Raw genomic sequence first — 20,227 nt, 5'->3', positions numbered from 1 at the left:
ACCCTCCCCTTCATCTCTGAATGCTCCTTAGAAATTATGGTCAAGGTAATAACTAAGTGGGTATGGTCATCGAGAAGTTTTTTCCTAGCTTTTAATTATTTTTGTGAAGCCATAAACTTCCGTAACAAACCAGCTTCTTCCTCAGTTGCTTCACTGGCCTGTGACTTAATATCATGAACTCGTTCAACTGAAATTTGGCTTCCAAATGCCACTTGGTTGTCAATCATATCGTGGTCCTTTTCAAAGTTAATGATTTCCATTGAAAGGTTATTTGATTCATCCATTATAAATCCTCCAGTACGGTGTAAATTAGTAACTCGTTATATTTTACCCCATTGCAGAAGGCATTTTCAAAAAAATTAACCAAATGTGGTACAATTTAATGATGATAACAAGAAAAAGACTACTAAAAGGATGGTTAAAAGAATGACATGGAATTGGTTGGGCTGGCTCCTTTGGTTGGGAGCATTAGTCTACTTGTGTTGGGTAATCCACTATATTCGGGTTCACCAACTAATGTTAATTGCAAAAACTGGTAACCGCGTTAATAAAACCCTAATGGCTAAATATATTGGTTTCTTAATTATTGCCTTAATTTGGGTTGGTGGAATGTATTACATGACTTTTAATCGTAAGGTTGACTACACGGATCAAACAGTAGTAAAAGTTAAAACTAATTACGCGCCATTGCAATTAATAGCAACGGAAAATGATTACTATTACGTGTTAGGAAACCGGAGTGAAGGTAGTCGGCATCATCTTGCGTCATATACCTATGCAACCGCAACGCATCGAAATACGGTTAGTTCACACTATGCAACAGTAGTGACCGGGGATAATTTAATTCCAAATGATGCCCGCCAATATCCATGGAATCAAAAGCAATTAACAAATGAAGATAATAATTCTAGTCATGCCTTTGTTGCTGAAATGGATGTAACCTATCGGAATACGTTGATTAACGGAATTGGCCTGCGTGCTAATCGGCCAGCTGGTCAGTATACTTTAATTCGAATTCCGGCAACAAACTTCTTAAAGGAACAATAATAACTAGCCATGCGAAAATTGCATGATATAATTGTAAAGAATGCCACGGTTGTGTGATGACAACCACGGAAGAAATTACATTTAATGAAGGAGATAAAACAATGATTCAAACGATTGACTTGAAAAAAGGTATGGTTTTTGAACGTGATGGTAAGTTGCTTCGAGTTTTGCAAATCAACCACCACAAGCCGGGTAAGGGGAATACTTTGATGCAAATGGACATCCAAGATCTACGTTCTGGTTCAATTGTCCACACAACGATGCGGCCATCCGAAAAGGTTGAACAAGTTAATGTTGACAAGCGGAATGCCCAATACCTTTACGACGAAGGTAACACTTCTGTCTTCATGGACCTCGAAACTTACGAACAATACGAAATTGACCAAACTCAAATTACTAACGAAAAGAAGTACTTGGTCGAAAACATGGAAGTTTTGATGGAATTTGTTGGGAGTGAATTAGTTGGGGTTGAATTACCAGCTACGGTTACCCTTGAAGTTGTGGACACCCAACCTGAAATTAAAGGGGCAACCATCGATGGTGGTGGTAAGCCAGCTACTTTGAATACAGGATTGGTTGTTAACGTTCCAGCCTTCATTAAGAATGGGGATAAGATCATTGTCAACACTGCTGATGGTGCTTACAAGTCCCGGGCATAGATTAGAGGAAAGCTTTTAGATACAAAAAACGCAAACTTTAATTTGGGCATTTCAATGCCCAAATTAGGTTTGCGTTTTTAAATCTTAATTATTTGCTTTTGAGGCTAGATATCATAGATCCCAACTTTATCAGCAATCACAATGCGACCAGCAAACTCTTCGCCGTCGGGGGTTGTAAGGCCAATTTTGGGGTATGCTAGGGTAACGGTTGAAGCGGCTTTAACAGCCACACCCATTGCTTCTCCAGTATCAGTGTTTAAACCGGAAGGAATGTCAACTGCAACGACTGGAGCAGGCGCTTGGTTAATAGCTTCGATAACTTCCCGGTAATGGCCGGTAACTTCCCGATCAATCCCAATTCCAAAGATCGCATCAACAATTAATGTTGCGTCTTTAAGCGTGGCTAAATCAGTGGTTGCTGGAATTTGGTAGTAGGCACAGGTATGTTGTTGAACCCGATTTTCTTCGGATGCTTGTGCCGGTGGCATTACAAAAAGTAGTTTAACTGGGGTTCCGGCTAAATGCAAAAGACGAGCAACGGCCAAACCGTCACCACCATTATTTCCGTTACCAACAACAATTACGACTTGATGGCGTTTTTCCTTTGGTAAAGCTAAAATATGATCAGTGATTGCTAGTGCTGCCCGTTCCATTAATACGAGGGCCGGAATCCCAACTTCATTAATGGTATGGTGATCAAGGGCACGCATTTCTTTTGCGGTTACAACTTTTGTCATCAGTTTCATCCCTTTCTAGATGTTGGTACTACTATCTTACCACGAAATAAAGCGGTTGCAGTTATTGGAATCGAGGTTGATTTAAATTGAGTAAGAAAAATCAGTATGATGTTTTAAAACTTTATGGTTTACCAGTTGAAATGGATAATTCTGGAAAGTATCAAATTAAATTTGACAACGAAGGATCCGCTAAGATCCACACTTGGCGAATCGGAAAACATACAAAGGGGAAATTTACCCATCCCGGGCAATTAATGCTCACCGAGAATAATTTAACGGTATTAATTCTTAAAGCAGAAGCAATGGCTTTTAAAGATCGTCACAGCGAAACCCCAATGCAAAGGTTCTTAACTGTTGAGGTCACTTCTGATACTTTAAAACAAGGACAAGCTTTAATGGAGAAATAATTTGAAAACATTAGTAGTAATTGGCCATCCAGAATTGGCAGATTCAGAAACTCAACCCTTTTTAAAACAAGTTGGTAAAGACTGGGCGACTTTCCATGAACTTGAAGCACCATTTGATATTGCTACTGAACAGCAACTAATTTGGCAAGCCGAGCGGTTAATATTACAATTTCCGCTTTATTGGTACAGCGTGCCAGCATTGATGAAACAATGGCTTGACGAAGTGTTTGACGAAGAGTTACTTGGTCCCCAACACGATCGATTAGTTAAAAAAGAACTTGGGATCGTAGTTAGTTTAGGGAGACCAATTCGGGAATTTCAAAGTGGTCAAAGGCAGGCTTTTACGATTGATGAATATCTCCGACCTTTACAAGGACTTGCTTTAGCAACGAAAATGAAGTGGTTATCGCCACTCGTAGTTAGTCAATTTGCTTACCAGAGCGATACAGCCCGCCAAAAATTAGCGGTAGCCTATCAGCAATATCTTAGCCTGCCACAACCAGTCCGGTTCAAAGACCGCGTGGCTTGGTTAACCAGACAGCTAGCAACCATGCAAACTAATACTAAGGATACTATAGCTCAGCAAGAGTTACAGCAACTAGCGGCGTTGCTTTCAATGAAGCAAGAACAATTAGACGATTTAAATGATAACTTACGATTAGTTCGGGAAACAGAAGGATATTGAATTATGGATGAGTGGACAGATCAAACCCTTAAGGATTTAGCAAAGCGCCTTCCTGGTTACCTTGATCAAGTGACATTGAGTGAATTAAGGCGGGTGTTGAAGGAGCAAGCCGAAAGAATTGATCGAGCAGAAGGCGAGCTTGATGGCCGAGCGTGGAGTAAACGAAATTGGTAAAGACGAACAATTATCGTTTAAAGAAAAGGAAAACACACCTTTGATTGATGATTAGCGAAAAAATTTAAATAAAGTTCCAGCTTTTCTTTACAAAACTAAACGAATATTATAAGATAGTTTTTGTGATTTTGTTCGTAAAATAGAAAGGGAGAAAGATTGTGGCTTGGCTTAATCGCTATTTTGAATTGGATAAACTTAGTACAACCGTACGGAGAGAAATTTTAGCAGGAATTACAACCTTTATTTCCATGTCGTATATTCTCTTTGTAAATCCAAACGTTCTTGGAGCGGCTAAGATGGATACTGGAGCCGTTTTTACGGCGACAGCATTAGCAAGTGCTTTAGGATGTTTTTTGATGGGCTTTTTGGCTCGTTATCCGATCGCAACGGCTCCGGCACTTGGAATCAACGCTTTCTTCTCTTACTCAGTTGTAATTGGGATGGGAGTTAACTGGCAAACGGCGTTGTCAGGGGTATTCGTTGCCTCGTTAATTTTCCTTTTGATCACTATTTTTAAGCTCCGGGAAATGATTATCAATGCCATTCCGAGCGATTTAAAGTATGCTATTTCTAGTGGGATTGGTTTATTTATTGCTTTTCTTGGGCTTCACCAAGGGGGCCTAGTCGTTGCTAACAAGTCAACAGTAGTTGGCTTGGGATCCTTTACAACGCCAACAACGTGGTTAACCATTTTTGGCTTGATCATCACGGCAATTTTAATGATCCGGAAAGTTCCGGGAGCGATCTTTATCGGGATGTTTTTAACCTCTATTTTAGGGTTAGTAACCGGCCTGATTAAAATGCCATCACACTTAGTTTCTGGTGCACCAAGTTTAGCCCCAACGTTTGGGGTTGCTGTTAAGCATGTTGGAGAAATCAGTACTCCACAAATGTGGGTTGTGGTCTTGACTTTCTTATTGGTAACCTTCTTTGATACTGCTGGGACCTTAGTTGGACTTGCCCAACAGGCAGGCTTCATGAAGAACAACCAAATGCCGCGGGTTGGGAAAGCTTTAATGTCAGACTCAACCGCGATGTTAGCTGGGTCATTACTTGGGACTTCCCCAGTGGGGGCCTATGTTGAATCATCTGCCGGGATTGCAGTTGGTGGTCGTTCAGGATTAACCGCTGTTGTGACAGGAATTTGCTTCTTATTTGGAATGTTGTTCTCACCATTGTTAACGGTGGTCACGGACCAAGTAACAGCGCCGGCTTTGATCATTGTTGGGGTTTTGATGGCTCAATCATTGAAATATGTTGATTGGGGACATTTGGAAGTTGCTATTCCTTCATTCTTGATTGTTTTGGGGATGCCATTAACTTATAGTATTTCGGATGGGATGGCCTTAGGATTAATTACTTACCCAATTTGCATGATTGCAGCCAAGCGGGGTCGAGAAGTTCACCCGATTATGTATGGACTCTTCTTTATTTTTATTATCTTTATGTGGGTATTAACGGTCGGTTAACTATTAATAAAACTTAAATAGAGTGCAGTAAGCCAAAAGGTTTATGAGCACTCTTTTTTAATTTTAGTGCTTCTTCGTTATAATAGAATTTAGATTAAAATTAACGGAGGGATTGAAATGGCAGTTGATTTGAAAGCTGTACGTCAAGATCTATATGAAGCAGTAAATGGCGATTGGATAGCACAAGCTAAGATTCCAGCTGATAAGCCCGCAACCGGTGGTTTCAATGATTTGGTTGATGAGATTGAAGAAACCTTAATGGCCGATTTAGACCAAATGGAAAAGAAAATGCCAACTGATGCTAAGCTAGCAGAAGCAGTTAAACTTTATACCTTAACGAAGGATTTTGCGCGGCGAGAAAAAGAGGGAACGACTCCTTTGAAAGCACGGTTGGGAGAACTTGAAAACCTACAGAACTATCAAGATGTACAGGAACACCTTGTTAACTGGGTGCTTGAAGGTGACGCTTCACCGGTTAGCTTTGATGTTGATGCCGATATGAAAAATGCAACGGTAAATGCACTTTTTGCGGGTGCACCGGGATTGATTTTGCCAGATAAGACCTACTATGCTAAAGCTAATTCTCAGGGACCACAACTATTAGCTCTTTGGAAACAAATGGTTTTGAAATTATTGGTGAAACTCGGTTACCAAGACGCAAAGGCTAAAGAACTGATTGAAAAAGCAGTTGCTTTTGATGCTTTAATTGTCCCTCATGTTAAGAGCAGTGAAGAGACAGCAGACTACAGTAAGATGTACAATCCGCAAAGTTTTGCTGACTTTGTCGCCCATACTGATCAACTGGACTTAGGACAAGTGATTACAACCTTAGTAGGCACAAAGCCAAGTCAAATTATTGTCACCGAGCCAGCTTATTACGAAGCTTTAAACGATATTTTGACCGGCCATTTTGCCGAGTTTAAGGCTTGGCTTGTGGTTAACCGGGTAACGGGGGAAGCTGGTTTCTTAAGTGATGACTTCCGGATTCTTGCCGGTGAATACGGTCGGGCACTTTCTGGAAATAAAGAAGCACCAAACCAACAAAAGTATGCTTATCGGCTTACGAATGGGATCTTTAGTCAAGTAGTCGGTGGTTATTATGCTCATAAATACTTTGGCGCTGAGGCTAAGGCTGACGTTGAACACATGGTTCACCAAATGATTACCGTTTATGAGGAACGTTTGCAGAAAAATGATTGGCTAAGCCTAGCTACCCGGCAAAAAGCAATTACGAAGCTTGAACATTTGGGGGTTCAAGTCGGTTACCCAGATAAGATTCCGGTAATTTATGATCAACTAAAAGTCGACCCAGCTAAACCGTTATTGGAAAATTTAGTTGGTATGAGTAAAGTTGTTGCTAAGGATCAATTTGCCCATTTTGGTAAGCCAGTTGATCGGATGAAGTGGGAAATGAGCCCAGCCACGGTCAATGCTTATTTCCATCCATTTAAGAATATTATTGTTTTCCCGGCCGCTGTTCTTCAAGCACCTTTCTATAGTTTGAAACAAAGTAGTAGTCAAAATTATGGGGGGATTGGAGCCGTAATAGCTCACGAAATTTCTCATGCTTTCGATAACAATGGTTCCTTGTTTGACGAGTACGGGAATTTGAATAACTGGTGGACCAAAGAAGATGCGGCCCACTTTAAACAATTAGCGCAAGCGATGATTGATGAGTTTGATGGTTTACCGTTTGCTGGTCAAAAAGTAAATGGGAAGTTGACGGTTTCCGAAAATATTGCTGACGCTGGCGGCTTGAGTTGTGCCCTGAGTGCCGCTAAAAAAGAAGCAGATTTTGATACCCAGGCCTTCTTTATTAACTGGGCCCGGATTTGGCGGACTAAGGCTCGGAAAGAATATCAACAATTGTTGCTCTCGATTGATGTTCACGCACCCCAGAAGTTACGGGCAAATGTGCAAGTTAAGAATCTAGCTGATTTTTATGAAGCCTTTGATATCCAACCAGGTGACCCGATGTACTTGGCACCAGAAAAACGAGTTAATATTTGGTGATCATCATGGCTAAGTTTACGATTAAACTTGGCGATATTACCAAGGAAAAAGTTGATGCAATTGTTAATGCGGCGAATACAACCTTACTGGGAGGCGGTGGGGTCGATGGCGCTATTCACCGGGTAGCTGGCCCAGCATTAGACGTTGCTTGTGCTCGTTTACATGGTTGCCCGACTGGAGAAGCACGAATTACGCCGGGCTTTGAACTACCAGCTCACTACGTTATTCATACACCTGGGCCGATTTGGCAGGGTGGTAACCATAATGAAGCAATTTTACTAGCTAATTCATATCGGAATAGTTTGGAATTAGCAATCAAAAATGGTTGCCAAACGATCGCTTTTCCTTCAATTAGTACGGGTGTCTATGCTTATCCCCTCGAAGAAGCAGCTAAGGTTGCAGTGAAAACGATCAAAACGGTATTAGAGCAGTATCCACAACTCGAAGTAACAATGGTTTGTTTCGATTTACAAACCTATCAAGCATACTTAGGTGCTGTGAAGAGAAAATAAAGAGGATGGAGAAAGCTCCTTGACGGCCTAGTTGGGATAAGAAGGACGAAGGTTGATCTATTAAAATTGTCCTTTTATTCGCCCCCTATCCGCTAAGGTCGTGCTTCGGAGCGAACCAGCCAACTGGTTTGGCGTTTGTGAGCCCATGCAAGGCTGAATCGGTTGGTGCGACCGTTAGGGAAGTAACTGCCATTCAGCTACTGCTTTGACCTTAGTTACTGAGTAACATTCGGAGATGACAAAAAGGGCCGGGAAGAAACTCATGTTTCTTCCCGGCCTCTTTGTTTTTGTTTCACATGAAACATCACTATTCTAAGCCAATTGATTTGGCATAAGCACTTTCTTGAGCGGTTACGCGTTGCCGTTCTTTTTCGTTATACCACGGTGAAATGGTAAAGGCTAAAACATCATTAATCAGGTAAATAGAGCTATTAATTGCCATTGCTAGGGTTGCGGATCCCTGGCGGAATGAAACAAACCAGAGTACTAATTGGGCAAGCCCTGAAGCTAACCACCAGAAGTATTGGTTGTTAAACCGAAGGAAACAAATTACGCCGGCAGTTAAACTAATTGAGAAACTAATGGCGTCAATCCACGGCCGGGGATCATCAGTAAAACGGCCAATCAGGCTTCCTGATACTAGGTAAACCACAATAGTTGCCAGAATTGCAATTGTCCAACTTTTGATAGTAAAGTGGCGGATCTTGGCCGCCATATTGACATTCCAGTTAGCAGAAAGAAGGACTGGAATGTCCAGAGTAATGACATAGGCAAGTTGTTCAAGAATGCTAAGATAGTTTTTAGCATTAAAGCCTGCGATGATAAAACAGATTGCAGATAAAATTCCAAGCCAACCATTAACGGACTTAGCAGCGTTGATGGCTAATACGCATAGAACACCAAGGGTAGTTCCAATAAAAGTAATTACAGTCACCCAAGTGATGGGCGCGTTAACTAAGGTCATTAATTGGCATCCAAGACTAAAGTAAAATAGATAGTAGTTCTGCTTGGGCCAACCTTTTAATTGGTGGGTTAGGAAGTTAATATAATTTGTCATTCGTCATCATCCTCTTCGTCTCTTTTCTAGATCTTGTGCTTTAAATGAGTTAAATACAAGATATTGTGTCTGAAAGACAACGAAAACTAGTATAGCAGTTTAAGCTTAGAAAACAAGCGGATTTATGTTAATTAATCGAATGATATGTTGTTGAAGTTACTTTCTTAGTTTTAATGAAATCCTTTTCTTTTAAATTTGAAAAAGTTTTATGATTAATTTAGTCTTCTTAGTTAGCTAATCGAATGCTAAGAATCTTAACTTGATAATTACCATCAGGGGCAGAAACTGTAACGATTGCGCCTGCTTGTTGATGACTAATTGCATTACCAAGTGGTGAATCAAAAGCGAGCTTGTTAGCTTGGAGATTTGCTTCTTGGCGGCCAACTAATTGGTATTCGGTTTGACTATGATCGTCTAAAAACTCAATTGTTACGAAGCTACCGAGATCAATTTTTCCGTCTTTTCGAGGATTGATAATTTGCGCGTATTTGAGTTGTTTATCAAGATAGCGAAGGCGGCTTTCTAAGTGACGTAAGTCCCGTTTCGCACTACTATATTCTGTATTTTCCGAAAGATCGCCTAAAGCGCGAGCGGCTTTTAGGCGAGCAATTAGCGTTGGACGTTTTTGCTTTAGGGCTTCAATTTGGGCTTCAATTTCGTGATATCCGTCTGGGGTCATTTTCTGAAAATAAATTTCTGTCATTTTTTCACCTCAATTTGTTTTCACCATAATTATGGTAAGATGGAAGGCGAAAAACAAGTGGAAGGGAGAAAATCATGAGTGTTGAAGTACCAGAAAACATGGAAGAAGTCGCAATGAAGATTGCCCAACACCAAGTTCGTGGTGAACAATTGAGTGTTCAAAAAGTAATAGAAGATGCGGTGAAGGAAATTCTTCAGGCCTTTATGGATGAAGCTTTAGAAGGCCACTATGATGATGTTAAGCTTGAAGGTCAAACATTAGTCGTCTATGATTTTATGGGTGAAAAGGAAGGCCAAGTTACGCCAGAAAAAGACTGGGTAACGGATTTCCAAACGGATGCAGATGCGGTGATTGATCGCTTGGAGGGAGCGGTTGGAAAAATCGTGCGGGGACGATAAAATTTAGCTCCTTTGCTTGACCTTTCTTAAGGCTTTCGTTAGAATTAACTTATTATTTGTAAGTTTTTTTAAAAATAAAGGAGGATTTTCCCGATGAAAAAATGGATGAAACGCTTGGGGATTGCAGTTGCCGGGGTATTGATGGTAGTGGGCTTGGCAGCGTGTGGTAAACAAGCTAATTCCAGTCAACCACAATTGGTTAAGAAGGGAACCATCACTGTTGGGATGGAAGGAACTTATGCTCCTTACTCCTACCGGGAAAACGGAAAATTAACAGGTTTTGAAGTCGAATTGGCACAAAAGCTGGGTAAGAAGATGGGGTACAAGGTAAAGATCGTCCCAACCAAGTGGGATTCATTAATTGCCGGAGTTGGTTCCAAAAAATTGGATATGGCAATTAACGACATTGCGATGACTCCTGACCGGAAAAAAGCTTATCTTTTCTCTGACCCTTACATTTACTCAAAGTCCGCTTTGATTATGAAGAAGGATAATACAACCATTAAGTCAATCAATGATATTAAAGGTAAGAAGATTGCTGCCGGCACTGGAACGGCAAATGCTGATAACGTTAAGAAGTTTAAGGGCCAAACAGTTGCTTCGAGTGACTTTTCGACCTCAATGAGTCTAATTCGGCAGGGACGAGTTGAAGCGGCTTTGAATTCTAAAGAAGCCTTTCTTTACTACCAAAAGTCAACTGGTGCAAGTGATTTGAAGTATGCTGAAGTGCCAACTAACAAGATTCCGGAACAATCGATTGGGATTTTGATGGGTAAGAATAATAAAGGACTTCAAAAGAAGGTTAATAAGGCCTTGGCTGAATTACGGAAAGATGGAACGTTAAAGCAATTATCTGAAAAGTACTTTAATGGTGATATCACTAATAAGTAACTCAGATAAGGACTAGAATTGGGTCGTGGCAAAGGGGAACTTTTGTTACGGCCCTTTTGCAAATTAGAAAGGAATGCTTATGTGGGAAATTATTCGAAGTACCACCCCAGAAATTGTGTGGGCGGGAATTAAATATACTATTCCAATTGCGGTGATATCATTTGCAATTGGGTTAGTGATTGCAGCGATTACAGCTTTGATCCGAATCTCGAAGCCACGTGGAAATGGTTTAGTAAAGGGGATTTGGTACCTTGGTAAATTGATTTTCTCTTTTTATGTTTGGCTTTTCCGGTCAACACCATTACTAGTTCAATTGTTTATTGTTTTCTTTGGATTACCAAATATTGGTATTCAGTTTAATGCTTGGACGGCTGGAATTATTACCTTCTCCTTAAATACCGGAGCGTATGCTTCAGAAACGATTCGGGGAGCGATTAGTTCGCTGCCAAGTTCACAGTGGGAAGCAGCCTATTCATTGGGAATGACGTATTCTCAGGTGCTTTTCTTAATCATCTTCCCCCAAGCGTTACGGGTGGCGCTACCACCACTTTCAAACTCATTTATTGGTCTAGTTAAGGATACTTCTTTGGCAAGCTCAATTACGATTTTAGAAATGTTCATGGTTAGTCAACAAATCGCTTCGCATAACTATCAACCATTACTAATGTATTCGATTGTAGCAGCGGTTTATGCTGTTTTCTGTACAATTTTAACAATCTTACAGCATCTGTTAGAAAAAAGGGCCAACCGGTATGAGGTTGCCGAGGGGGAATAAGGAATGATTAAGTTAACGAACGTTGACAAGCAATACAAAGAACATCATGCATTGGATAATATTACTGTTGAATTTCCAGAACAGGAAACGACGGTGATTTTAGGTCCATCGGGCGCTGGAAAATCAACGTTGTTGCGGGCAATTAATCTTTTGGAACGCCCACAAAAGGGAATGATGACCATTGGTGATTTAACCGTTGATTTTAGTAATAATCTAAGCAATCATGAAATTTTAGCTTTACGCCGGAAAACAGCAATGGTTTTTCAGAGTTGGAACCTTTTCCCTCACTTAACGATCTTACGTAACATCACAGAAGGTCCAATTCATGTTCTGAAACAAAATAAGACGGTAGCTGAAAATCACGCAATGGAGTTACTGGAACAAGTTGGGTTAGCTGATACGGCAAACCGATATCCAAGTCAACTTTCCGGGGGGCAACAACAACGAATTTCGATTTGTCGGGCGCTGGCCATGAATCCTTACTACATTTTGTTTGATGAACCCACAAGCGCCTTAGACCCTGAACTTGAAGCCCAAGTCCTCCGGGTACTACAGGACCTAGCAAAAAGCCAACACTCAATAATTGTGGTAACTCACAACATGGAATTTGCCCGGCGGGTTGCCGATAAGATCGTTTTTGTTGAGGAAGGCCGGATCGAATTTGCTGGGACGAGTGATGAATTCTTTAACCGCCCAACTGAGCGGATTGCTAATTTCTTGGATGCAATGAAGTTCTGATTTTATAAAAGAGGAATGGATGGAAAAAAAGCTCTTTGACCGTAGTTGCTGAGTAATATTCGGAGATGAAAGTGAGCTTCTGTGGTAAATCATAGTTATAGTTTAGTACGAATTTGGTTTGCCTTATGGTATAATTTTGATGCATGGAAATCGCTCCTTTTTGTTTGTTTTGAGCTAAAATTACATCATATCAGGAGCGACTTCCTGTGTACATAAAAACCGGATGATGAATTGTTCAAGAAATTCATCATCCGGTTTTTACTTTGGACTAGGAGTTTTTTCCCAGCCTCTCTCATCCTCTTTATAATTTAAAGTTTTCGCCGGACATCATAAGGCTTTGAAGCTTTGTGGTCGGCTGGAAGAGCATCCTTAGCATAAAAGATGGCGTATTCTTCGTCGTCTGGCCCCTTAGCAATTACGAGGTCATCAATGTGCTTTTCTTTTTTGTAAATTTGTCCTTTCCGCACCGCTTCATCATAATCATGAATGTTGGCGATTGAATCGCCGGGGTTAAAGAAAATACGATTATCCATCAAATCAGTCCTTTCATTAAGCTTGGCAAGGAAGTTCAAGTTTTGTCTTTACTAGGACATGCCCCTGGATGGCCCGGCGGAATTCGTTGAGCCAGTAACCATCTTGCAGTGGCAGCTTTGTATCAAGGGCATAGACCGTTAGGGTGTAATTATGGGTTTTATCTGGTGGTTGGGGGCCATTGTACCCAACTTGGATATCAGCTTCCCGTGGCGCAAATTTGTTGGCACTACTGTTTTTGCCTTGGACAAATTGCTTTCGTAATTCAGGATCAAAGCTGGCATTTTCTGGAATGATTTCCCATTTAACGGGAAGGTTAGCGGCTAACCAATGAATCCAAGTAAAGCCACAAACTGGAATTGAATCAAAATCCACAAAAGTTAAGGCTAATGACTTAGTACCAGTTGGCACATCCTTAATCTGGATGGGGAAGGAGCGGTTGGGGACTCCATGATAAATATCTGTAGCTGGTGCGTGCTTTGTGAAGCGGTCAGGCAGATGTTGATTTTTTAGCGCAACTGAAATTTCCATTTTGCCACCTCTTTCTGTTTACTTACTACCATTATAACCTATTGGGTAAACTTAACACGAAAATCCTGCAGGTCGGTTCTACTGAGTCCGAGAGTGGTCGTCAAGAATTCTTCTAAGCCTCCAAATTGATTATCAATCGTGTTAAAAGCCTCATTGAGATAATCGAGGTTAACCCCAGCGACCGCCCGAAAGTTCTGCAAGAAAAAGTCATTGCGGCCGGAAGCTTTAATTTGCTGAACCATTTTATCGATGATAGTTTTAGTAGTTTGGTTGGAAAGTAAATAGTCAGCCTGAATGGTTGCTTTGGGAACTCCAAGTGTGGCTAATAGAAGCGCAGCGGAAACGCCTGTCCGATCCTTCCCAGCGGTACAATGAAAAATTAAACTTTCATCATCGTTAAGGCTGAGAGCGATTTCGAACAACTTCTTGAAAGCTGCCTGACCACTAGGAAAAGTGATCATTTCATGATAAACATTTTTCATGTGGTGGTAACCAACGTTAGGTTCAACATCAGCCTTCGGGCCATAGCCAGCTAAACCTTTAGAAGAACGAGTTTTATCAGTGTCGAAAATGGGGTTAAAGTAATATTTGGTTTGGCTTGGGTAATGGTCTGGATCGGTTTTAACTTCTGCGGGGGAACGGAGATCGATGTCGGCGACTAAATTAAAATCCGTTAAAATCATTAAATCTTGCGAATCCAGATCTGCTAGTTTACCACTCCGGAGTAAGCGCCGCCATTTAACTTTTTTTCCACTGGTAGTTTGGTAACCACCTAAGTCCCGAAAGTTATAGCCCTTGGTGATTGGTAAAAGCCGATTCGTCATTAGTTTTCTCCTTCCAGTAAATTTTGAAGTGCATTTGCAAAATGTTTGCCAAGCGTAATTGATCCAGCTTGATCCGGATGAAGGCCATCGGTTGTTGAGGTTAACCAACCAGCCGTTTCGATAACCGGAAAGTTGAAGTCACGGCCCAACTGATGTAACTCCGAAGCAAAGGCTTGGGCAAAGGGAATTAAGATAGCGATTTGACCATTGAAATGTTTTTTTAGTTGGGAGAAGTAGGTTTGAGCAGCTAGCAAAAATTCATGCGAACTAAACTGCCGGTCATTCACCCCTAAATTAACGATGATCCACTGGCTAGTGGGTAAGGGGCAAGTGGCTTGGGTATCGATGTGGGTGAGCCAATGAATGGCTGGGGGAACTTGACCAGTTCCAGAACGAAGAAAGCCAGCTGCGGAGTAGGCAATCCGCCCAATGGGCATTTGTAGTTCTCTACTAGCAATCCCGATGTAATTACTTTCTGGATGATAGTCGATGCTCGCGTGCTTGCCACCAACCCAGCAACCGGCGGTAATTGAATCACCAATGACCGTAACTTGAGGAACAGTAACGATGGGTTGCCATTGTGCTTTGTCAGCAATTTCAATTCCGGTTAAGGCAAAGCCTTGGTGATTTTTCCAGACTTGATCTAAGTCACAATTACCACCGGTCATAATGGTAACAATTGCAGTTTCAGGAAGAGAAATGGTAAAGGGGTGGCCAGCGTAAAAGCTAGACCAATTACCATTATTAATTTTAATAACAAATTTAGCGTTAGGACTATACTGGTTAGCCCGGTTTTGACTTTTTATCGTAATTGACGGGCTTTGGTGAAGTTTAATGGTAAAAAAATTGCCGAGTAATGGGGTATACAAGCTTGGTTGATGTTCAAAAGTCCTTACTTGCCACCGACTTCCTGGATAGGTTGCGGTTATTAATTGCTTTGGACTTAAAGTTTTCATAATTTTACCTCCACTTTTTAATTATACCGTAAGACCAGTTAACATCACGAATTAGAAGAAATTTCCCAAAAAATGTAAGCGGTATCTTGACCAGGGTAAAAAAGGAGAGTAACATTATTTTAGTAAAGTTTTATTAAATTTAACCATGGAATTTTTGGAGGTTAATAAAATGAAGAAGGAAGAACTGCTCAAGAGCTATGAAGAAAATTTTCACACAGCAGGTCAAGATGTCTTTTTCTCACCAGGCCGGATTAATGTGATTGGGGAACATACCGATTACAATGGAGGTCGGGTTTTCCCATGCGCAATTAGCTTGGGGACTTACGCTACTTATGGTCCCCGGGATGATGATGAAGTTCAATTGGCTTCCTTGAATATGGACGGTAAGATTGTTAGTTTCAAGCTTGACGATGACAAGCCAGAAACTGAAGACGATCGGAAGTGGACCAACTACTTCAAGGGAATGTTAGTATACCTTCGCCAAAGGGGATACAAGATTGACCACGGGTTTAACCTCTTAGTTCATGGGAATCTCCCTTATGGGGCAGGGCTTTCCTCTTCTGCTTCTATTGAAATGTTAATGGGGGAAGTTTTAAAGGAAGAATTTAAGCTTGATATTGAACAATTAGACCTTGTTAAGCTTGGTCAAAAAACGGAAAATGATTTCGTTGGTTTAAATTCCGGAATCATGGACCAATTTGCGGTTGGAATGGGAAAGAAGGATAATGCCATCTTCCTTGACTGCAATACTTTGGAATACAAATACATGCCGCTTGAACTTGGCGACTACGAGATTGTTATTATGAGTACAAATAAAAAGCACTCTTTGGCTGGTTCAGCTTATAATGAGCGGGTTGCCCAATGTCAAGAAGCTGTTAAGCGGCTCCAAACCAAGTTGGATATCCAAACCCTTGGGGAATTGGATTCCGAAACCTTTGATGAATACTCCTACTTAATTAATGATGATGTTTTGCTTCGCCGGGCTCGCCATGCTGTCTTTGAAAATGAACGGACAGTCAAGGCGACTGAAGCCATGAAGGCTGGGGACCTTGAAAAGCTTGGTCGTTTAATCAACGCTTCACACGTCTCTCTTCACTATGATTATGAAGTTTCGGGGATGGAATTGGATACCTTAGCTGAAGCTGCATGGCAACAACCAGGAGTTCTTGGTGCTCGGATGATTGGTGGGGGCTTCGCTGGAAGTGCCATTGCGATTGTTAAGAAGGATCAAGCTGAAAACTTGAAGGAAAAGGTTGGTAAGATCTACGAAGAAAAAGTGGGCTACGCGGCTAGCTTCTACGATGCTGAAATCGTGGATGGGCCACACAAGCTTTAATCTTGGCTACTAACCTAAAACGACGCAAATAACGCCTTCGCGCCACTGGTGGGTAGCGGTGGGCGTTATTTTTATTAGAGCGAGCAAAAAAGATAGTGAGGGGAATTTTAAATATGGGTGTAATTGCTGAATTCGCACAAGAAACAATTGATGCTGGCGCTTTTGAAGCATTAGACAAGGTTTACGTTGAAAATAAGATTCGGGCCTTAGTTGGGGATGAAGATGTTCCAGCCAAGGAAGGTAAGTTAGTTCCACAGCTTATTGAATTAGCGGTTAGTCGAGGTAAGATCGAAGATGGGCAAACGGCACGGGAAATCTTGAACGATCAACTTTACGATTTGATGACACCGCGGCCAAGTGTGATCAACCATGAATTTTGGCAAAAGCATATTGTCTCACCAGAAACGGCCACCGATTGGTTTTACAATCTTTGTACCAATAACGACTATGTTAAGGTTGACGCCATCAAGAAAAATGTGGTCTTTAATGAGAAGGTTAAAGATGGGAACGAGCTGGAAATTACAATTAACCTTTCGAAGCCTGAAAAAGATCCAAAGGCCATTGCGGCAGCGGCTCATGCAACTGCTAAGAAGTATCCACAATGCGCCCTTTGCCTTGAAAACGAGGGGTATTTGGGTCGGTTAGGTCAAGCAGCGCGGAGTAACCATCGGGTGATCCGGTTAAACGTTGGCGGGCAAAAATGGGGGATGCAATACTCACCATACGCCTACTTCAATGAACACTGTATCTTTCTGGACACTAAGCACGAACCGATGAAGATTGATCAACAGACTTTGATCAACTTGGTTGAAATTGAACGGCAATTCCCACACTACTTTGTTGGGAGTAACGCTGATTTGCCAATTGTTGGGGGTTCAATGTTAGCCCACGAACACTACCAAGGTGGCCGGCACACCTTTCCAATGATGAAGGCTAAAATTAAAAAACCGCTTCACTTCTCAGATTTTCCAGCGGTAAAAGCCGGGGTCGTTGATTGGCCGATGAGTGATATTCGTTTAACGAGTGAAGACACAATTCAATTAATTCAATTAGGAACTTACATCATGGATAAGTGGAACCACTATGATGACGAGAGTCTCCAAATTAAGGCCTTTGGAGTTGATGGCGAACGCCACCACACGGTTACACCGATTATGCACCGGGAAGGTACAGCTTACGTCTTGGACCTTGTTTTACGCGATAACAATACTAATGATGATTATCCACTAGGGATTTTCCACCCTCACGCTGAAAAATGGCACATTAAGAAAGAGAATATTGGTTTAATTGAAGTTATGGGGCGGGCAATCTTACCTGCCCGGTTGAAGAGCGAATTAAACGAAGTTAAGAAATTCTGGCTTGGGGAAGCTAATGAAATTACGGATGCTCATCTTCCATGGGCTAAAGAAGTTCAATCTCGGCGGGAAATTACTAAGGATAATGTGGAACAAGTTTTACACGAAGAAGTAGCCCAAGTCTTTGGGGATGTTTTAGCTGATGCTGGAGTCTTCAAGAATGATGAAGCTGGTCAAGCCGGTTGGGAACGTTTCTTGCAAATTCTCTAAACTTGTAAGACAATTGAAAAATATGATTTAGGTGTTCACGGGAGGTGTTATAGATGGCAGTAACATTACGGGATATCGCAAAGCGAGCAGACGTTTCTTTAGCAACGGTTTCGCGCGTTTTGAATGATGATCCGCAGTTAGCAGTGAGCGAAGAAACCCGGAAGCGGATTTTAACCATTGCGGAAGAGTTGTCATATACTAAACGCCGCCGCCGTGATAACGTTACCCGGCATAAAGTCGTGATTGTTCAGTGGTACCCGGAAATGCAAGAGCTAACGGATTTGTATTACCTGAATATCCGGATTAATGTCGAGAAAGAAGCCCAGGAGGCTGGCTTAGTTACGGAAACGGTGTTTGCCAATAATCTAGCCCAGATTCCAAAAGATACTGCGGGGATTATTGCCCTCGGGAAGTTTAGTGTTGCGCAATTAAAACGGATGCGAGCCGTTTCAAAAGAGCTAGTGGTAATTGACAGCGATGTCCTATCACAAGGGTATGATTGCGTAGTTCCTGATTTTGAAGGGGGAATAACTCAGGCCACCCAAGCCTTATTAGCTCACTACCAGAGCGTTGGCATGATTGCTGGGCATGAAACAACCACAGATGGCAAGCCAGTTGTTGACGAGCGAGAAAGTGCCTTTAAAGCAGCGATGGGCTCACAGTTTAAGCCAGAATCGCTAAGAACGGGTGATTATTCGGAAGCGAGTGGTTATCAAGAAATGCAAGCCTTATTAGCTTTAGGACCGAAACAGCGGCCCCGGGCAGTGATTGTGGCTAATGATGTGATGACGGTTGGGGCCTTGCGAGCAATCCATGAAGCTAACTTAGCAATTCCAAATGAAATTGCGATTGTAACTTTCAACGATACCAGTGTAGCGCGTTATATGTATCCACCACTTTCCGCAATTCGGGTGCCAACTGAACAAATGGCCGCAATGGGGGTTGCTTTACTCCATCAACGTCTAACGGTTTCTGATCTTGCCCCTCAACGGGTTGTGGTCGGAACAAGCCTAGTTCAGCGTCAAAGTGCAGAACTGTAAGTTAGACCGATAATTTAGAAAAAGCCAGGATGAAGTTTTCGTACATGATACTTCATCCTGGCTTTTATTAGTGTAGTGAGAACATTAAAAAGGGTGAGGTTAGGGAAAATTCGGGTCTACAATATTTGGTACTGATAGGAGTAAAATCCTAGCAGTACCAATTTTTTTGATTTAGGGGATTTTATGTATAAAAAAAGAAGACGGCTGTCCCCCGTCTCTCAAAAAAGAAAGGACCGTCTCCATGAATGAGTATATCAAAAATCTAACGGGATTAACAGACAACTTGATTAAATTTAGCCCCAAATTCAAGGATAGTGAGCGGATAAAGGTGATTCAAGCTGTCCCCAGCTCACAATCAGTTCACCATCAATTTGAACGAATGACGCACAATGAAGTTTATTTACGACAATCATATCCTTCAGCTTGTCCACATTGTGGGCGTTTAATGCGAAAGAATGGTTTTAAAACTGTTTATTTGAAAGGACTCGACATTGCGGGGTTGCCCACAATTCTAGTAGTTGAAAAGCAGAAATACATTTGTCCGCGACAGGAAGGGTGTCCCGAATTAACTACTGACCTTGCACGGATTCACGGAATTGATAAGAATCATCAGATTCTTGATAAAGTGAAACAACAGGCGCTTCTGGCCCTAACAGAAAAACGCTCCGTTAAAGATATTTCTGCCAACCTGCACATTTCCGAAGGAACAGTAAATCGGCTTTTCCCGCAACTAGCTCCTCAGTTTAAGGCGAATTATAAATTTTTACCACCAGTAATTGCTTTTGATGACTTTAGTTCCGGTAAATTCGCCGCAACTCAAATGAGTATGGCACTGATGAACCCGCAAACACATGAATTACTGGATATTATTGAGTCAAGAAATAGCTACGCGCTTAGGAAGTATTTCTATCGGTATGACTTTCATGCCCGAGCCAAAGTCAAGCTTGTCATTGTCGACTTGTATCAGCCATATCGGACGATTGTCCGTGATCTATTTCCAAATGCCCTTATTGTCGCCGACCGATTTCATATCATTGCCCAAGCATACCGGGCAGTAAATCAAATCCGGATTCAAACGATGAAGGCAGTTAAGGAGTCTAACCCTGCTTTATCAAGAGCGCTTAAGCGTTATTGGCGCTATGTGCTAAAAGATCGGACAGATCTTGATTGGCAAAGTTT

Annotated in this window: 24 protein-coding genes; 16 read left to right on the top strand and 8 right to left on the bottom strand. The window is 41.6% G+C overall.

What is annotated here, in order from left to right; all coding sequences use genetic code 11:
- Positions 1–95: 95 nt before the first annotated feature.
- A complete protein-coding gene (locus H5993_RS01675) occupies positions 96–284 on the bottom strand; it encodes an LBP_cg2779 family protein (protein WP_180871048.1) in 189 nt (62 codons plus the stop codon).
- A gap of 142 nt (positions 285–426) precedes the next feature.
- Between H5993_RS01675 and H5993_RS01670 the strand changes: the two genes are divergently transcribed.
- Both H5993_RS01670 and efp read left to right on the top strand, forming a co-directional pair.
- The gene (locus H5993_RS01670) at positions 427–1,047 is read left to right on the top strand and encodes an LVIS_2131 family protein (RefSeq protein ID WP_204775984.1); all 621 of its coding nucleotides are present in this window, start codon (positions 427–429) and stop codon (positions 1,045–1,047) included.
- A gap of 101 nt (positions 1,048–1,148) precedes the next feature.
- On the top strand, positions 1,149–1,706 hold the full coding sequence (gene efp, locus H5993_RS01665) for an elongation factor P (RefSeq protein ID WP_180871045.1): 558 nt from the start codon (positions 1,149–1,151) through the stop codon (positions 1,704–1,706).
- Between the two features lie 104 nt (positions 1,707–1,810).
- Here efp and H5993_RS01660 read toward each other — a convergent pair whose 3' ends face one another.
- Positions 1,811–2,446, bottom strand: coding sequence for an NAD(P)H-hydrate epimerase (locus H5993_RS01660; RefSeq protein ID WP_180872181.1), 636 nt, complete (start codon positions 2,444–2,446; stop codon positions 1,811–1,813).
- 83 nt (positions 2,447–2,529) lie between these two features.
- On the opposite strand from H5993_RS01660, the gene H5993_RS01655 reads away from it, so the two are divergent.
- The 6 genes from H5993_RS01655 to H5993_RS01630 all read left to right on the top strand — a co-directional run bounded on the left by H5993_RS01655 (position 2,530) and on the right by H5993_RS01630 (position 7,703).
- Positions 2,530–2,850 carry a DUF7671 family protein gene (locus H5993_RS01655; protein ID WP_204775983.1) on the top strand — a complete coding sequence of 107 codons (321 nt, stop codon included), beginning with the start codon at positions 2,530–2,532 and terminating at the stop codon, positions 2,848–2,850.
- A 1-nt stretch (position 2,851) separates the two neighbouring features.
- Entirely contained in the window at positions 2,852–3,535 is a 684-nt protein-coding gene (locus H5993_RS01650) for an NAD(P)H-dependent oxidoreductase (protein WP_204775982.1), read from the top strand.
- A gap of 3 nt (positions 3,536–3,538) precedes the next feature.
- A complete protein-coding gene (locus tag H5993_RS01645; RefSeq protein ID WP_180871039.1) occupies positions 3,539–3,709 on the top strand; it encodes a hypothetical protein in 171 nt (56 codons plus the stop codon).
- Between the two features lie 158 nt (positions 3,710–3,867).
- Entirely contained in the window at positions 3,868–5,178 is a 1,311-nt protein-coding gene (locus H5993_RS01640) for a solute carrier family 23 protein (protein WP_204775981.1), read from the top strand.
- A gap of 117 nt (positions 5,179–5,295) precedes the next feature.
- Positions 5,296–7,191, top strand: a complete 1,896-nt coding sequence (locus H5993_RS01635; protein WP_204775980.1) for a M13 family metallopeptidase — start codon at positions 5,296–5,298, stop codon at positions 7,189–7,191.
- A gap of 5 nt (positions 7,192–7,196) precedes the next feature.
- Positions 7,197–7,703, top strand: coding sequence for an O-acetyl-ADP-ribose deacetylase (locus H5993_RS01630; RefSeq protein WP_204775979.1), 507 nt, complete (start codon positions 7,197–7,199; stop codon positions 7,701–7,703).
- Between the two features lie 307 nt (positions 7,704–8,010).
- Here the strand turns inward: H5993_RS01630 and pnuC are convergent, their stop codons facing one another.
- Entirely contained in the window at positions 8,011–8,760 is a 750-nt protein-coding gene (gene pnuC / locus H5993_RS01625) for a nicotinamide riboside transporter PnuC (RefSeq protein ID WP_204775978.1), read from the bottom strand.
- Positions 8,761–8,986: 226 nt separating this feature from the next.
- Complete coding sequence (greA, locus tag H5993_RS01620; protein WP_204775977.1) at positions 8,987–9,463, bottom strand: transcription elongation factor GreA; 477 nt, start codon at positions 9,461–9,463, stop codon at positions 8,987–8,989.
- Positions 9,464–9,537: 74 nt separating this feature from the next.
- On the opposite strand from greA, the gene H5993_RS01615 reads away from it, so the two are divergent.
- From H5993_RS01615 to H5993_RS01600, 4 genes are all read left to right on the top strand, one after another.
- Positions 9,538–9,861, top strand: a complete 324-nt coding sequence (locus H5993_RS01615) for a hypothetical protein (RefSeq protein WP_204775976.1) — start codon at positions 9,538–9,540, stop codon at positions 9,859–9,861.
- A gap of 93 nt (positions 9,862–9,954) precedes the next feature.
- On the top strand, positions 9,955–10,752 hold the full coding sequence (locus tag H5993_RS01610) for a transporter substrate-binding domain-containing protein (RefSeq protein ID WP_204775975.1): 798 nt from the start codon (positions 9,955–9,957) through the stop codon (positions 10,750–10,752).
- A gap of 79 nt (positions 10,753–10,831) precedes the next feature.
- A complete protein-coding gene (locus H5993_RS01605) occupies positions 10,832–11,527 on the top strand; it encodes an amino acid ABC transporter permease (protein ID WP_180871016.1) in 696 nt (231 codons plus the stop codon).
- A 3-nt stretch (positions 11,528–11,530) separates the two neighbouring features.
- Positions 11,531–12,265, top strand: coding sequence for an amino acid ABC transporter ATP-binding protein (locus H5993_RS01600; protein ID WP_204775974.1), 735 nt, complete (start codon positions 11,531–11,533; stop codon positions 12,263–12,265).
- Positions 12,266–12,573: 308 nt separating this feature from the next.
- On the opposite strand, the gene H5993_RS01595 is transcribed toward H5993_RS01600, so the two are convergent.
- The 4 genes from H5993_RS01595 to H5993_RS01580 are packed head-to-tail and all read right to left on the bottom strand — an operon-like array spanning position 12,574 to position 15,107.
- The gene (locus tag H5993_RS01595) at positions 12,574–12,798 is read right to left on the bottom strand and encodes a hypothetical protein (protein WP_180871012.1); all 225 of its coding nucleotides are present in this window, start codon (positions 12,796–12,798) and stop codon (positions 12,574–12,576) included.
- A gap of 16 nt (positions 12,799–12,814) precedes the next feature.
- Positions 12,815–13,327: a YbhB/YbcL family Raf kinase inhibitor-like protein gene (locus tag H5993_RS01590; protein WP_204775973.1), complete on the bottom strand. Its 513-nt coding sequence runs from the start codon at positions 13,325–13,327 to the stop codon at positions 12,815–12,817.
- A gap of 38 nt (positions 13,328–13,365) precedes the next feature.
- Positions 13,366–14,151 carry a tyrosine-protein phosphatase gene (locus tag H5993_RS01585; protein ID WP_180871009.1) on the bottom strand — a complete coding sequence of 262 codons (786 nt, stop codon included), beginning with the start codon at positions 14,149–14,151 and terminating at the stop codon, positions 13,366–13,368.
- On the bottom strand, positions 14,151–15,107 hold the full coding sequence (locus H5993_RS01580) for an SGNH/GDSL hydrolase family protein (protein ID WP_180871007.1): 957 nt from the start codon (positions 15,105–15,107) through the stop codon (positions 14,151–14,153). Before H5993_RS01580 ends, H5993_RS01585 begins: the two co-directional genes overlap by 1 nt.
- 169 nt (positions 15,108–15,276) lie before the next feature.
- Here H5993_RS01580 and H5993_RS01575 point away from each other — a divergent pair, with 169 nt between their 5' ends.
- From H5993_RS01575 to H5993_RS01560, 4 genes are all read left to right on the top strand, one after another.
- Positions 15,277–16,443: a galactokinase gene (locus H5993_RS01575; RefSeq protein WP_204775972.1), complete on the top strand. Its 1,167-nt coding sequence runs from the start codon at positions 15,277–15,279 to the stop codon at positions 16,441–16,443.
- A 113-nt stretch (positions 16,444–16,556) separates the two neighbouring features.
- Entirely contained in the window at positions 16,557–18,008 is a 1,452-nt protein-coding gene (locus tag H5993_RS01570; protein ID WP_180871003.1) for a UDP-glucose--hexose-1-phosphate uridylyltransferase, read from the top strand.
- Positions 18,009–18,061: 53 nt separating this feature from the next.
- The gene (locus H5993_RS01565) at positions 18,062–19,048 is read left to right on the top strand and encodes a LacI family DNA-binding transcriptional regulator (RefSeq protein WP_204775971.1); all 987 of its coding nucleotides are present in this window, start codon (positions 18,062–18,064) and stop codon (positions 19,046–19,048) included.
- A gap of 241 nt (positions 19,049–19,289) precedes the next feature.
- Positions 19,290–20,227: transposase (locus H5993_RS01560; RefSeq protein WP_204775970.1), on the top strand; the 938-nt coding region annotated here is incomplete at its 3' end.

Source organism: Limosilactobacillus alvi, assembly GCF_016900115.1.
In the GTDB taxonomy this organism is placed as follows: Bacteria; Bacillota; Bacilli; order Lactobacillales; family Lactobacillaceae; genus Limosilactobacillus; species Limosilactobacillus alvi.
This window is presented reverse-complemented; position numbering and strand designations above follow the sequence as displayed.